17 protein-coding genes are annotated in these 13,345 nt (G+C 62.9%); 14 read left to right on the forward strand and 3 right to left on the reverse strand.

Annotated elements, in window-relative coordinates; genetic code table 11:
• Positions 1-67 precede the first annotated feature (67 nt).
• From phnE to phnP, 11 genes are read left to right on the forward strand one after another with little or no spacing between them, the layout of a single operon-like run.
• Positions 68-850 (forward strand): phosphonate ABC transporter, permease protein PhnE, encoded by a 783-nt coding sequence (gene phnE, locus BLU46_RS25345; protein ID WP_003210621.1) that lies wholly within the window; start codon positions 68-70, stop codon positions 848-850.
• 36 nt (positions 851-886) lie between these two features.
• Positions 887-1,591, forward strand: a complete 705-nt coding sequence (phnF, locus tag BLU46_RS25350) for a phosphonate metabolism transcriptional regulator PhnF (protein ID WP_166742177.1) — start codon at positions 887-889, stop codon at positions 1,589-1,591.
• Positions 1,592-1,602: 11 nt separating this feature from the next.
• Entirely contained in the window at positions 1,603-2,040 is a 438-nt protein-coding gene (gene phnG / locus BLU46_RS25355) for a phosphonate C-P lyase system protein PhnG (protein ID WP_017477491.1), read from the forward strand.
• Positions 2,040-2,630 (forward strand): phosphonate C-P lyase system protein PhnH, encoded by a 591-nt coding sequence (phnH, locus tag BLU46_RS25360; protein WP_093207538.1) that lies wholly within the window; start codon positions 2,040-2,042, stop codon positions 2,628-2,630. The genes phnG and phnH overlap by 1 nt, the downstream gene beginning before the upstream one ends.
• Positions 2,630-3,706: a carbon-phosphorus lyase complex subunit PhnI gene (locus BLU46_RS25365; protein ID WP_093207541.1), complete on the forward strand. Its 1,077-nt coding sequence runs from the start codon at positions 2,630-2,632 to the stop codon at positions 3,704-3,706. Before phnH ends, BLU46_RS25365 begins: the two co-directional genes overlap by 1 nt.
• Positions 3,699-4,565, forward strand: a complete 867-nt coding sequence (locus tag BLU46_RS25370; RefSeq protein ID WP_063028151.1) for an alpha-D-ribose 1-methylphosphonate 5-phosphate C-P-lyase PhnJ — start codon at positions 3,699-3,701, stop codon at positions 4,563-4,565. The genes BLU46_RS25365 and BLU46_RS25370 overlap by 8 nt, the downstream gene beginning before the upstream one ends.
• A complete protein-coding gene (phnK, locus tag BLU46_RS25375; protein WP_093210193.1) occupies positions 4,526-5,335 on the forward strand; it encodes a phosphonate C-P lyase system protein PhnK in 810 nt (269 codons plus the stop codon). The genes BLU46_RS25370 and phnK overlap by 40 nt, the downstream gene beginning before the upstream one ends.
• Positions 5,335-6,054 (forward strand): phosphonate C-P lyase system protein PhnL, encoded by a 720-nt coding sequence (gene phnL / locus BLU46_RS25380; protein WP_063028155.1) that lies wholly within the window; start codon positions 5,335-5,337, stop codon positions 6,052-6,054. The genes phnK and phnL overlap by 1 nt, the downstream gene beginning before the upstream one ends.
• The gene (locus tag BLU46_RS25385; RefSeq protein ID WP_063028157.1) at positions 6,044-7,192 is read left to right on the forward strand and encodes an alpha-D-ribose 1-methylphosphonate 5-triphosphate diphosphatase; all 1,149 of its coding nucleotides are present in this window, start codon (positions 6,044-6,046) and stop codon (positions 7,190-7,192) included. Before phnL ends, BLU46_RS25385 begins: the two co-directional genes overlap by 11 nt.
• The gene (gene phnN / locus BLU46_RS25390; RefSeq protein ID WP_093207544.1) at positions 7,192-7,755 is read left to right on the forward strand and encodes a phosphonate metabolism protein/1,5-bisphosphokinase (PRPP-forming) PhnN; all 564 of its coding nucleotides are present in this window, start codon (positions 7,192-7,194) and stop codon (positions 7,753-7,755) included. Before BLU46_RS25385 ends, phnN begins: the two co-directional genes overlap by 1 nt.
• Positions 7,746-8,495 (forward strand): phosphonate metabolism protein PhnP, encoded by a 750-nt coding sequence (gene phnP, locus BLU46_RS25395; RefSeq protein ID WP_093207547.1) that lies wholly within the window; start codon positions 7,746-7,748, stop codon positions 8,493-8,495. Before phnN ends, phnP begins: the two co-directional genes overlap by 10 nt.
• Here phnP and BLU46_RS25400 read toward each other — a convergent pair.
• Positions 8,492-9,373: a LysR family transcriptional regulator gene (locus BLU46_RS25400; protein ID WP_063028164.1), complete on the reverse strand. Its 882-nt coding sequence runs from the start codon at positions 9,371-9,373 to the stop codon at positions 8,492-8,494. The genes phnP and BLU46_RS25400 overlap by 4 nt on opposite strands.
• A gap of 215 nt (positions 9,374-9,588) precedes the next feature.
• Here BLU46_RS25400 and BLU46_RS25405 point away from each other — a divergent pair, with 215 nt between their 5' ends.
• Together BLU46_RS25405 and BLU46_RS25410 are read left to right on the forward strand one after the other, a co-directional pair.
• Positions 9,589-9,741, forward strand: a complete 153-nt coding sequence (locus BLU46_RS25405) for a type II toxin-antitoxin system HicA family toxin (RefSeq protein ID WP_093207550.1) — start codon at positions 9,589-9,591, stop codon at positions 9,739-9,741.
• Positions 9,742-9,798: 57 nt separating this feature from the next.
• Positions 9,799-10,203: a type II toxin-antitoxin system HicB family antitoxin gene (locus BLU46_RS25410; RefSeq protein WP_093207553.1), complete on the forward strand. Its 405-nt coding sequence runs from the start codon at positions 9,799-9,801 to the stop codon at positions 10,201-10,203.
• On the opposite strand, the gene BLU46_RS25415 is transcribed toward BLU46_RS25410, so the two are convergent.
• Positions 10,204-11,400 carry an MFS transporter gene (locus tag BLU46_RS25415; protein WP_081253098.1) on the reverse strand — a complete coding sequence of 399 codons (1,197 nt, stop codon included), beginning with the start codon at positions 11,398-11,400 and terminating at the stop codon, positions 10,204-10,206.
• A gap of 178 nt (positions 11,401-11,578) precedes the next feature.
• Between BLU46_RS25415 and BLU46_RS25420 the strand changes: the two genes are divergently transcribed.
• Positions 11,579-12,193 (forward strand): DUF5666 domain-containing protein, encoded by a 615-nt coding sequence (locus BLU46_RS25420; protein ID WP_017477504.1) that lies wholly within the window; start codon positions 11,579-11,581, stop codon positions 12,191-12,193.
• Between the two features lie 141 nt (positions 12,194-12,334).
• Here the strand turns inward: BLU46_RS25420 and BLU46_RS25425 are convergent, their stop codons facing one another.
• Positions 12,335-13,339, reverse strand: a complete 1,005-nt coding sequence (locus tag BLU46_RS25425; protein WP_063028168.1) for a sulfate ABC transporter substrate-binding protein — start codon at positions 13,337-13,339, stop codon at positions 12,335-12,337.
• Positions 13,340-13,345: the final 6 nt, after the last annotated feature.

Raw genomic sequence — 13,345 nt, forward strand, 5'->3', positions numbered from 1 at the left:
CACCGCATTCGCGAGCAAGCCCGCTCCCACATTAAGCCCAGTTCCAACCCTACACCGAGAGTGACCCATGACTACCTTGCATGCTGAAGCAGTGGGCAAAAGGACTTGGCCGCAATACCTGGGCTGGGGCCTGTTCCTGATCCTGCTGGCCTGGGCCTGGCACGGTGCCGAGATGAACCCGCTGGCGCTGTACCGCGATTCCGGAAACATGGCGACCTTCGCCGCCGACTTCTTCCCGCCGGACTTCCACGAATGGCGCTCCTACCTCAAGGAAATGATCGTCACCGTGCAAATCGCCCTCTGGGGCACGGTACTGGCGATTGTCTGCTCGGTGCCGCTGGGCATTCTGTGCGCCGACAACATCACGCCGTGGTGGATTCACCAACCACTGCGCCGGGTGATGGATGCTTTCCGTTCGATCAACGAAATGGTGTTCGCCATGTTGTTCGTGGTCGCGGTGGGCCTCGGTCCTTTCGCGGGTGTCCTGGCCTTGTGGATCAGCACCACCGGCGTCCTCGCCAAGCTGTTTGCCGAAGCCGTCGAAGCCATCGACCCGGGCCCCGTTGAAGGTGTGCGAGCCACCGGCGCGAGTGCCTTGCAGGAAGTGATCTACGGCGTGATCCCGCAAGTGATGCCGCTGTGGGTGTCCTACGCGCTCTACCGCTTCGAGGCCAACGTACGCTCGGCGACGGTGGTGGGGATGGTCGGTGCCGGCGGGATCGGCGTGATCCTCTGGGAAAACATCCGCGCCTTCCAGTTCGTGCAGACCTGCGCGGTGCTGCTGGTGATCATCGTGGTGGTGAGCTGTATCGACGTGCTGTCCCAACGCCTGCGCAAGCAGTTCATCTGACGTCGGAGGGGTGCCCCAGGGCGCTTTTTTTTAAGCATGCAGTTGTCTAGACAAGATGAGCCGGTGTACCGCGAACTCGCCGACATCCTGCGCCGCGAACTGAGCAGCTACCAGGCCGGTGAATTCCTGCCGGGCGAGGTGCAACTGGCTGAACGCTTCGGCGTCAACCGCCACACCCTGCGCCGCGCCATCGATGAGCTGGTGTTCGAAGGCAGCCTGTTGCGCCGCCAGGGCAAGGGCACCCAAGTGCTGGACCGCCCGCTGATTTACCCGATGGGGGCCGAGACCTCCTACAGCCAGTCGTTGTCGGCCCAAGGCGTGGGCGTGGAAGCGATGCTGCTCAAGCGTCGCTACTGCTTCGCCAGCCGCGAAGAGGCGCAGCAATTGGGCATCGCGGAGATGGCGCCAATGATCGAGCTGCAGACCCTGCGCAAGCTCGACCACCAGCCGGTCAGCCTGATCCGCCATCGTTACTGCGCCAGCCATGCACCGTTGCTGGCGGATTACAACGGCGGCTCCCTGCGCCAGTACCTGCGTGAACGCGACCTGCCGTTGACCCGCACCCAAAGCCTCATCGGCGCTCGTTTGCCCAACCGCGACGAAGCCGCACTGCTGATGATGCCCCGGCACTTGCCGGCGCTGACCGTATTCACCCTTTCCCGCGATCGCGACGGCCGCCCGGTGGAGCTGGCGCAGTCCACCAGCCGTTCGGATCGCTTCCAGTACCAAGTGGTGACCTGATGGAGACCTCGATGAACCTGTCCCCGCGTCAACACTGGATCGGCGTGCTCGCCCGCGCCTTTCGCAGTGAATTGCTGCCCCATGAAGACGCCCTGCGCGACGTGGATTACCAACTGATCCGCGCCCCGGAAATCGGCATGACCCTGGTGCGCGGCCGCATGGGCGGCAATGGCGCGCCGTTCAACCTCGGCGAAATGAGCGTGACCCGCTGCGTGGTGCGCCTGGCCGATGGGCGCACCGGCTACAGCTACCTGGCCGGGCGCGACAAGGTCCATGCCGAACTGGCGGCCCTGGCGGATGCGCATTTGCAGGGCGCGCACCCGAGCCCCTGGCTCAGCGACCTGATCGGCTCACTGGCCAACGCCCAGGCCGAACGCCGGGCGCACAAAGAGGCCGACACCGCCGCCACCAAGGTCGAGTTCTTCACCCTGGTTCGAGGAGAAAACTGATGAATGCCCAACGCTTGCAACCGGCCTTTGTAGACCCGGTGCTGGACGCCCAGCGCGGTTTTCGCGGGGCCCTCAAGGCCCTCGCCGAGCCCGGCCTGATCCAGTCCTTGCCCGCGGCCCCAAGCCTTGAAGGCCTGGCCCCCGCTACCTACGCGCTGTGCCTGGCGCTGCTGGATATGGACACGCCGCTGTGGCTGGCGCCGTGCTTCGACACACCGCTGATTCGCGCCAACCTGGCGTTCCACTGCGGCTGCCCGCTGACCGCCAACCGTGAAGAGGCCGCGTTCGCCTTGCTCGGTGAACAGGACTTGCTCGACCTCAGCGGCTTCGACCACGGCAATGACCGCTACCCCGATCAGTCCTGCACCTTGCTGGTCCAGTTGACCGACCTGGAAGCCGGTCGCGCCTTGAACTGGCGCGGTCCGGGGATCAAGACCCAGCGTCAGGTCAACCTGCCGGTGCCCCAGGCGTTCTGGCTGGAGCGCCAACGCCGGGAGACGTTTCCCCGTGGCCTGGACGTGTTGTTCGCCGCGGGCCATCACCTGATCGGCCTGCCACGCAGCACCCGAATTACACAGGAGCATGCCTGATGTACGTAGCCGTCAAGGGTGGCGAACAGGCCATCGACAATGCCCACCGCCTGCTGGCGAAAAAACGCCGGGGCGATACCTCCATTCCGGAACTGAGCGTGGAGCAGATCCGCGAGCAACTGCCGTTGGCGGTCGCGCGAGTGATGAGCGAAGGCTCGCTGTACGACACAGAGCTGGCTGCGCTGGCAATCAAGCAAGCGGCGGGGGATCTGGTGGAAGCGATCTTCCTGCTGCGGGCCTACCGCACCACGTTGCCGCGCTTCAACCCGAGCCTGCCGATTGATACCGCGCAGATGTCCCTGAGCCGGCGTTTGTCGGCGACTTTCAAGGACGTGCCGGGTGGGCAACTGCTGGGCCCGACCTTCGACTACACCCACCGCCTGTTGGACTTCGCACTGCTGGCCGAAGGTGAATACCCTGGCCCGCAAACCACGCCGGATGCTGCCCTTGAACCATGCCCTCGGGTACTCGGCTTGCTGGCCAAGGAAGGGCTGATCAAGAACGAATCCGACGACACCGGCAGCGTCGCCGACATCACCCGCGACCCGCTGGAATACCCGGCCAACCGCGCCCAGCGTCTGCAAGCCCTGGCTCGTGGCGATGAAGGTTTTCTGCTGGCACTGGGTTACTCGACCCAGCGCGGCTACGGCCGCAACCACCCGTTTGCCGGTGAGATTCGTATCGGCGATGTGGAGGTGTGGATCGACCCGGAAGAGTTGGGTTTCCCGGTCTGCCTGGGCAGCATCGAAGTCACCGAGTGCGAGATGGTCAACCAGTTCGTCGGCTCGGCCACCGAGCTGGCGCAGTTCACCCGGGGCTACGGCCTGGCATTCGGGCATGCCGAGCGCAAGGCGATGGGCATGGCGCTGGTGGACCGCTCGCTGCGGGCCAATGAGTTCAACGAAGAGATCGTCTCGCCGGCCCAGCAGGAGGAATTCGTGCTGTCCCACTGCGACAACGTCGAGGCGGCGGGCTTTGTTTCCCACCTCAAATTGCCTCACTACGTGGACTTCCAGTCCGAACTGGAACTGATCCGCAAACTGCGCCAACCGGCCGAGGGCACGCGCCATGAATGACCTGACCCAAACACCTGCCCGTGACCCGGCGTACAACTTCGCCTACCTCGACGAGCAGACCAAACGCATGATCCGCCGCGCCTTGCTCAAGGCCGTGGCGATCCCCGGTTACCAGGTACCGTTCGGCGGTCGCGAGATGCCGCTGCCTTACGGTTGGGGCACCGGCGGCATGCAACTGACCGCCGCGATTCTGGGGGCCGATGACGTGCTCAAGGTCATCGACCAAGGCGCCGACGACACCACCAACGCCGTGTCGATCCGGCGCTTTTTCGCGCGCACCGCCGGCGTCGCCACCACTGAAAGCACCCCGGACGCCACGGTGATCCAGACCCGCCACCGCATCCCGGAAACCCCGCTGCACGCCGACCAGATCATGGTCTACCAGGTGCCGATCCCGGAGCCGCTGCGCTTTATCGAACCGTCGGAAACCGAGACCCGCACCATGCACGCCCTGAATGACTACGGGGTGATGCACGTAAAACTCTACGAAGACATCGCCACCTTTGGCCATATCGCCACCAGCTACGCCTACCCGGTGATGGTGGATGAGCGGTACGTGATGGACCCGTCGCCGATCCCGAAATTCGACAACCCGAAACTCGACATGAGCCCGGCGCTGATGCTGTTCGGTGCCGGTCGCGAAAAGCGTCTGTACGCAGTGCCGCCGTACACCCAGGTCACTAGCTTGGACTTTGAAGACCATCCGTTCGAAGTGCAGAAGTGGGAACACAACTGCGCCATCTGCGGCAGCCATGAATCGTTCCTCGATGAGCTGATTCTCGACGACGCCGGTACCCAGAGTTTTGTGTGTTCCGACACCTGGTATTGCGCCCAACGGGTCAAGGAGAACAACCAGTGAGCCAGCCTCTTTTGCAAGTGCGTGATCTGTCGTTGTTATACGGCGAAGAGAAGGGCTGCCAGGACGTCAGCTTCGATTTGTACCCTGGCGAAGTGCTGGGGATTGTTGGCGAATCCGGCTCGGGCAAGTCCACTTTGCTCTCGTTGCTCAGCGGACGTTTGCCGCCGCAGGCCGGGAACATCGGCTATCGCGGCAAGGGCGGCGAATGGCTGGATTTGTACAGCGCCAGCGAAGCCGAACGCCGCACCTTGCTGCGCACCGAGTGGGGCTTTGTCGAGCAAAACCCACGGGACGGTTTGCGCATGGACGTGTCGGCCGGCGCCAACATCGGCGAGCGCTTGATGGCTCAAGGCGTGCGCAACTATGAGCAACTGCGCGGCGCCGGCCTCGACTGGCTCGGCCAGGTGGAAATCGACCCGCAGCGCATTGATGACTTGCCCCGGACCTTCTCCGGCGGCATGCAACAGCGCCTGCAAATCGCCCGCAACCTGGTCTCCAGCCCGCGCCTTGTGTTTATGGACGAACCCACTGGCGGCCTGGATGTGTCGGTGCAAGCGCGCTTGCTCGACCTGCTGCGCGGCCTCGTTCGCGAGCTGGATCTGGCGGTGGTGATCGTGACCCACGACCTCGCCGTGGCACGCCTGCTGGCCGACCGCCTGATGGTGATGCGCCGTTCCCGCGTGGTGGAAACCGGGCTGACGGACCAGATCCTCGACGATCCACAGCACCCTTACTCTCAACTGCTGGTGTCTTCGGTATTGCAGCCATGATGAATGCCTTGATCGAGGTCCGTGACCTCTCGAAAACCTTCACCTTGCACCAGCAGAACGGCGTAGTGCTGAACGTGCTGCGCGGGGTGGAGTTCAGCGTGAAAGGCGGTGAATGCCTGGTGCTGCATGGCCAGTCCGGCGCCGGTAAAAGTACGTTGCTGCGCACCTTGTACGGCAACTATTTACCGGCAGGCGGCAGCATTCGTGTGCAGCACCTCGGCGAGTGGCTGGAGTTGGTCGGTGCCGAGCCTCGGGAGGTGTTGCAAGTGCGCCAGCAGACCCTGGGCTACGTCAGCCAGTTTCTGCGGGTGATCCCGCGCGTGGCCTGCCTGGATGTGGTGATGGAGCCCGCCCTGGCCCGTGGCTGGTCGAAGGCCAATGCACAGTCGCGCGCCGAGCATCTGCTGACCCGCCTGAACATTCCCCAGCGCCTATGGCAGTTGGCACCCGGCACGTTCTCCGGCGGCGAGCAGCAGCGGGTCAACATCGCCCGTGGCTTCATGGTGGACTGGCCGGTGATGCTGCTGGACGAACCCACCGCGTCCCTCGACGACAGCAACCGCCAGGTGGTGCTGGAGCTGATGAACGAAGCCAAGGCCGGCGGTGCCGCACTGATCGGCATCTTCCACGACCGCGCCGCCCGTGAAGCGGTGGCCGACCGCCATTTCGACATGACTCCCGCGCCCGTTGCCCAAGAGGAATACGCCCATGCCCGCTGAACAGATCCTCAGTAATGCCCGGCTGGTGACGGCTGATCGCATGTTCCTTGGCAGCGTAGTGCTGCGGGACGGACTGATCGCCGACATCGCCGAAGGCCGCAGCCAGTTGCCCCAGGCCCAGGACCTCGACGGTGATTTCCTGCTGCCGGGGCTGGTGGAACTGCACACCGACAACCTGGAAAAACACATGACCCCGCGCCCCGGCGTGGACTGGCCGTCGACCTCGGCGGTGCTCAGCCATGACGCGCAAATCATCGCGGCCGGCATCACCACGGTATTCGACGCGGTGTCCATCGGCGACGTGAACCCCAAGGGCAACCGCATGCAAAAACTGCCGGCGATGCTCAATGCCATCGCCTCGGCAGAAAGCGCCGGCCTGACCCGCGCCGAACACCGTCTGCACCTGCGCTGCGAGCTGTGCCACCCCGACACCTTGAGCGTGTTTCGTGACCTGGTGGAAAACCCGCTGGTGCAGTTGGTGTCGGTGATGGACCACTCGCCGGGCCAGCGCCAGTTCGTGCTCGAATCCAAGTACCGTGAGTACTACATGGGCAAGTACCACCTGAACGACGAGACCATGGACGCGTTCATCAAGCTGCAAATGGCCAACTCGAAGGAATACAGCGACCGCTACCGCGCCGCGATCGTCGAGCATTGCCTGGCGCGCGGGCTGTCGGTGGCCAGCCATGACGATGCAACGCTGGCTCACGTCGAGGAGTCGGCACGCTACGGGATGACCATCGCCGAATTCCCTACCACCCTGGAAGCGGCACGTGGCTGCCAGGAACTGAACATGAAAGTTCTGATGGGCGCGCCGAACGTGGTGCGTGGCGGGTCCCACTCGGGTAATGTGGCCGCCGCCGGCCTGGCTGCCGAAGGATTGCTGGATATACTTTCCAGTGACTACTACCCGGCCAGCCTGCTGCAGGCGGCGTTCGTGCTGGCCGATCAACAGGACGGTGGCGACCTATCCCGGGCGGTCAAGATGATCAGCCTGGCACCCGCACACGCGGCGGGCCTGAGTGATCGCGGCGAAATCGCTATCGGTCTGCGGGCCGACCTGGTGCAAGCCAAAAAAAGCCGCGACGGACTGCCAGTGGTCCAACAAGTCTGGCGACAAGCGAAGAGGGTGTTTTGATGGCAGGCAGGTTGATCTATCTCATCGGACCATCGGGTTCGGGCAAGGACAGCCTGCTGGATGCCGCACGCCCGCGTTTGGCCGAGCGTGGCTGCCGCATTGTGCGGCGGGTCATCACCCGCTCGGCGGAAGCGGTGGGCGAAGCGGCGCAGGGTGTGAGCCCGGAGCAGTTTGCCGCGATGGAAGCCGAGGGCGCGTTTGCCCTCAGTTGGCACGCCAACGGTTTGTCCTACGGCATCCCCCGGGAAATCGATGGGTGGCTGGCGGCGGGAGATGACGTGCTGGTCAACGGCTCTCGCGGCCACCTGACGCAAACCCGCTTACGTTACCCGAACCTGCTGGTGGTATTGCTGACGGTGGATCAAGGCGTTTTGCGCCAGCGTTTGCTGGCGCGGGGCCGCGAATCCGTGGCGGAGATTGATCAGCGGCTGGCACGCAATGCGCGATTCGCCGAAGGCTTGAGCTCGGCACCGGATGTCTTCCTGCTCGACAACTCCGGCCAACTGGAACACACGGTCGAGCGCCTGCTGGGCTGCCTCGACGGGCAACCGGCATGCGCCTGACCCTGCTGGGCACCGGCGATGCGCGGCAAGTCCCGGTGTATGGCTGTGAGTGCGCGGCCTGTGATTTGGCCCGCCGTGATGAGAGCCTGCGGCGTCGCCCATGCAGCGCGTTGATTGAGTGCGGCGACCAGCGCTGGTTGATCGACAGCGGGTTGCCCGACCTCACCGAACGCTTCCCGCCCCGCAGTTTCAACGGGATTCTCCAGACCCACTACCACGCCGATCACGCCCAAGGCCTGCTGCATTTGCGTTGGGGGCAAGGGCTGGTGATTCCGGTGCATGGTCCGGTGGATCCGGAAGGGTTGTCCGACCTGTACAAGCACCCCGGCATCCTCGATTTCAGCCAGCCGTTTGCCGAGTTTGAAACCCGCCAGTTGGGTGAGCTGAGCGTCACTGCGCTGCCGTTGGTGCACTCCAAACCCACCTTGGGTTATCTGCTGGAAGGCGAGGGGAGGCGCATCGCCTACCTCACCGACACCGTTGGCCTGCCACCGGCTACCCGCGACTGGCTGCAGCGTGAACCGCTGGATGTACTGGTGCTGGACTGCTCCATGCCGCCGCAACCCCAGGCTCCGCGTAATCACAATGACCTGACGTTGGCGTTGCAGTGCATTGATGAGGTGAAGGCCGAGTTGGGTGTGCTGACCCATGTGGGGCACACGCTGGATGCGTGGTTGTTGCAGCATCGGCGGGAGTTGCCGCGCCATGTGACGGTAGGCTGGGATGGGCGGGTGGTTTAGCGGCTGAACACGCCCTCCACGTACTCGATAAACGCCCGGGCCTTGGCACCTGCCATCCGGCCTGTCGGCGTTACCGCCCACAAGTCCCGGGGCGGTAGTTCCCAGTCGGTCAGAACCGCCTTGACCTCGCCACTGGCGATCTCCGGGGCGAACATCCATTCGGCGGTCATGGCCACCCCATGGTGGGCGAGGACGCCTGCGCGTATGCCCTCGGATGACGTAACACGCAGGCGTCCGTCGGCGACGATGGGGTATTGATGAGCACCTTGGCTGAAGGGCCAGCAGGTGCTTTCGCTCAAGCTATAGATCACCGCCTGGTGGTGCAGCAGATCTGCCGGGGTGTGGGGCTCGCCGTAACGTTCGAAGTAGGCCGGGGTGCCGAACACCCGGCTGGGGCTTTGGCCGATCTTGCGGGCAGTGAGGCCTGAGTCACTCAGGTTGCCGATGCGCAGGGCGACGTCGATACCTTCTTCCACCAGGTTGAGGAGGCGGTCGTCGAGTACCACGTCCACATTCAAACCGGGGTGCTGCTCAAGGAACGGGCCCAGGTTGGGAATGATGTGCAAGCGGGACAAGGTCACGCCGGCGCTGATACGCAAGTTGCCCGACAGGCCGTTGCCGGCGCCCCGGGCGGCGTCGTCGGCACCGTTGGCTTCGTCGACCGCGCGCTTGGCCTTTTCAAAAAATACCAGCCCGGCCTCGGTGGGCGTCAGGCCCCGGGTGGAGCGCATCAGCAAGCTGACCGCCAACCGGGCTTCCAGTTGCGCTATGCCTTTGGAAACGGCGGGCTGGCCGACTCCCATACGTTTTGCGGCAGCGGAAAACGAGCCGGTCTCGACGACGTGGACGAAGGTTTCCATGGCAGTGAGGCGGTCCATCGGGTGTCCTTCTGGCGTGGCGTTTCGGGAATCATGGGGCCTTTAGGAAAAGCGTGGAAGTCAATTCGGGGGCATAGAATTTATTCCTTAAGGGAATAGATTCGTTGTTTTTCCAACATCCGGTAAAACAGCCGCCAGTCAGCCTGATGAATTCTGTGCTTGAGTAAAGATAACTCTGGAGTTACCTTTATTCGAGCCAGAGCAAGGAGGCTGTGGTGCAAAGCAGGCTATTGATCAAAGAGCTGCAAGAGGCAGGTTGGGTGCTGGATCGGGTGACGGGCAGCCATCATCTTTTCACCCACCGCTATAACCCGTACACGATACCGGTGCCCCATCCCAAGAAGGATCTGCCCATGGGCACCGTGTGAAGTATCAGGAAACGTGCCGGGCTGTTTTCGTTTTAGGACGGTTTAAGGAGATTTTCCATGCAATACCCAATCTGTATCGAATGGGGCGATGACTTTGTCGCCACCGGTATCCAGATCCCCGACATTCCAGGTGCGGTGACCGCCGGGGACAGTTTTGAAGAGGCTTACAACGCGGCGGTTGAAGTGGCGCACATCATGCTGCAAGAGATCGCCGCAGAAGGCCGGGTGATTCCGATGCCAACGTCGGTGGCCGCCCATCACGATAATGAGGATTACGCCGGCATGGGCTGGGGAATGTTGGAGCTCGACATCTCGCCGTATCTGGGCAAGACCGAGAAGGTCAACGTGACCTTGCCCGGCTATGTGATCCAGCGTATCGACCGTTATGTGCGGGAGCACAAAGTGAAAAGCCGCTCGTCATTTCTGGCCGATACGGCTTTGGAGAAATTGGTGCGGTTGTAACTAGGCAGTCGCTACCGCGCCTTGCCGCGATGCACTCAGGAAACGCAACAACGCCACTAGCGGGAAGGCGCTGCCCACCAGCATCACCCCCAGCCAGCCGCCATGTTCGTACACGCTGCTGGCAATCGCCGAGCCGAAGGCGCCGCCGATGAAGATGCTGGTCATGTACAGCGCGTTCAGGCGGCTGCGGCTGTTGGCGTCGAGGGCGTAAATGGCGCGTTGGCCGAGGACCATGTTCATCTGCACGCAGAAGTCCAGGACCACGCCGGTCACCGCCAGGCCAATCACGCTGTACAGCGGGTGCACGAAGGCCGGCAGGAAACTCAGCGCAGCAAACACCATCGCCAGCAGTGAGGCGCGGTGAGTGTGGCCGGCATCCGCCAGGCGCCCGGCGATGGGGGCGGCGATGGCGCCCAGGGCACCGACCAGGGCAAACAGGGCAATCTGGCTTTGGCTCAGGCCATGGTTGCGGGACAGTTCAAGCGGGGCGGCGGTCCAGAACAGGCTGAAGGTGGCGAACATGCAGCCCTGGTAAAACGCCCGCTGGCGCAGCACCGGCTGGCGGCGCAGCAAGGTGCCCAGGGAGCCCAGCAACTGGCCATAGCTGGCGGCGTGATCCGGCTGACGCTTGGGGATGGTCAGCATCAGCACCACGCTGATAAACGCCATCAGTGCCGCGGCAGCCATGAACATGGCGCGCCAGCCGAAGTGGTCGGCCACCACGCTGGACACCGGCCGGGCCAGCAGGATACCCAGCAGCAAGCCGCCCATGATGCTGCCGACCACCCGGCCACGGGATTCGGCCGGCGCCAGGTGCGCCGCCAGCGGAATCAGGATTTGTACCGACACCGAACTGAAGCCGATCAGCAGCGACACCAGCAGGAACAGGTTCGGCTGTTCGGTGAACGCCGCACCCAGTAGGCTGGCGATGGCCACCACGGTGGTGATGATCATCAGCCGGCGGTTTTCCAGCAAGTCGCCCAGCGGCACCAGGAAGAACAGGCCCAGGGCATAGCCGATCTGGGTCAGGGACACGATCAGGCTGGCCATGGCCGGCGTGAGGCCGATGTCCGGGGCGATCAGTTCGATGATCGGTTGCGCGTAGTAGATGTTGGCGACGATGGCGCCGCAACAGAACGCAAACAGCATCACCATGCCTCGGGTCATGGTGTTTGTAGCGTGGGGCGTAGCGTTCATGGTGTTCTCATAAAAGCGAAGGAAAGAGGCGAGCGAGAATAATGATTGAGCCGGAGCGGGAGTAGCCCGTCTGCGGTGATAACACTCATGCCGGGAATTAATGACTGAAACGTTAACTTTTGGGCTGAAGGTCGATGATACATTCAGTCACAACTGCATAAACAGGAAATCGACTGCCATGAAGACGACATTCAACAAGATGCTCCTGGCCTCAAGTCTGGCCGCGCTGATGACCGTGGGCGTTGCCCAGGCCGCGGATGCCCCGCGTGTCGGCGTACGGGGTGCAATTACCGCGATGGACGGCGACGCGATGCACGTCAAGGTCAACAGCGGTGAAGACGTCACCGTGCACCTGACCAAGGACACGCTGGTGCGTGCAGTCACCTTGGCCAAGATCGAAGACATCAAGCCTGGCAGTTATATCGGCTCGGCGGCCATGCCTAACGCGGATGGCACCCTGACGGCGTTGGAAGTGCATGTGTTCCCACCGGCCATGGCGGGTACCGGCGACGGGCATCGGGCGTTCGACCTGAAGGAAGGCAGCAGCATGACCAACGGTACCGTGGGTGACCTGGTGGTGAGCAAGGGCCGGACGTTGACCGTCAAGTACAAGGGCGGCGAGCAAAAGATCGTGGTGCCGGATGATGTGCCGATCGTCAACCTGGAACCGGGTGATCGCAGCTTGCTGAAGCCGGGGGTGAAAGTGGTGATGTTTGCGGCGAAGGGTGAGGATGGGAGCGTGACGGCCCAGGCGATTTCTGCGGGCAAGGATGGCGTGACGCCACCGATGTAACGGCTGAACACTGAAACAAATGTGGGAGCGGGCTTGCTCGCGAATGCGGTGTGACAGTCACCGGATGTACCGACTGATCCACCGCATTCGCGAGCAAGCCCGCTCCCACATTTTTGACCGGGTTTCTCCAGTTAGAGCTGTTTACTGCCCGGAATAGATCTGGTCAAAAACCCCACCATCATTGAAGTGGGTCTTCTGCACGGTGCGCCAGTCACCAAAGGTTTTCTCTACCGACAGGAAGTCGACCTTCGGGAAACGGTCGGTGTACTTGGCCAGCACTTTCGGGTCACGTGGACGCAGGTAGTTGTTGGCGGCAATTTCCTGGCCTTCCGGCGACCACAGGTACTTCAGGTATTCCTCGGCAGCCACTTTGGTGCCTTTCTTCTCGACCACTTTGTCGACAATCGACACCGGCGGCTCAGCTTCTGCGGAAACGCTCGGGTAGATCACTTCGAACTGATCACGGCCAAATTCACGGGCGATCATTTCTGCTTCGTTCTCAAAGGTCACCAACACATCGCCGATCTGGTTGGTCATGAACGTGGTAGTCGCCGCACGGCCACCGGTGTCCAGCACGGGGGCGTGTTTGAACAGGTCGCCCACGAACTTCTTGGCCTTCTCTTCGTCACCGCCATTCTTCAGCACATAACCCCAGGCCGACAGGTAGGTGTAGCGGCCGTTACCGGAAGTCTTCGGGTTCGGCACGATGACTTGTACGCCGTCCTTGAGCAGATCCGGCCAGTCTTTCAGGGCTTTCGGGTTGCCTTTACGTACGATGAACACCGTGGCCGAGGTGAAGGGCGCGCTGTTGTTCGGCAGGCGGGTGACCCAGTTGTCGGGCACCAGCTTGCCGTTGTCTGCCAGTGCGTTGATGTCGGTGGCCATGTTCATGGTGATCACGTCAGCCGGCAGGCCGTCGATCACCGAGCGCGCTTGTTTGCTCGAACCACCGAAGGACATCTGCAGGGTCAGCTTGTCGTCCGGGTGCTCGGCGGCCCAGTGCTTCTGGAAGGCGGCGTTGTAGTCTTTGTAGAAGTCGCGCATCACGTCGTAGGAGACGTTGAGCAGGGTGACCGGGGCGGCCTGGACGACGCCAGCCAGTGCAAGGCCGGCGGCCAGGAGAGAGGCACTAACGAGTTTTTTCACTGCTCA

The organism is Pseudomonas yamanorum (assembly GCF_900105735.1).
Lineage (GTDB): Bacteria > Pseudomonadota > Gammaproteobacteria > Pseudomonadales > Pseudomonadaceae > Aquipseudomonas > Aquipseudomonas yamanorum.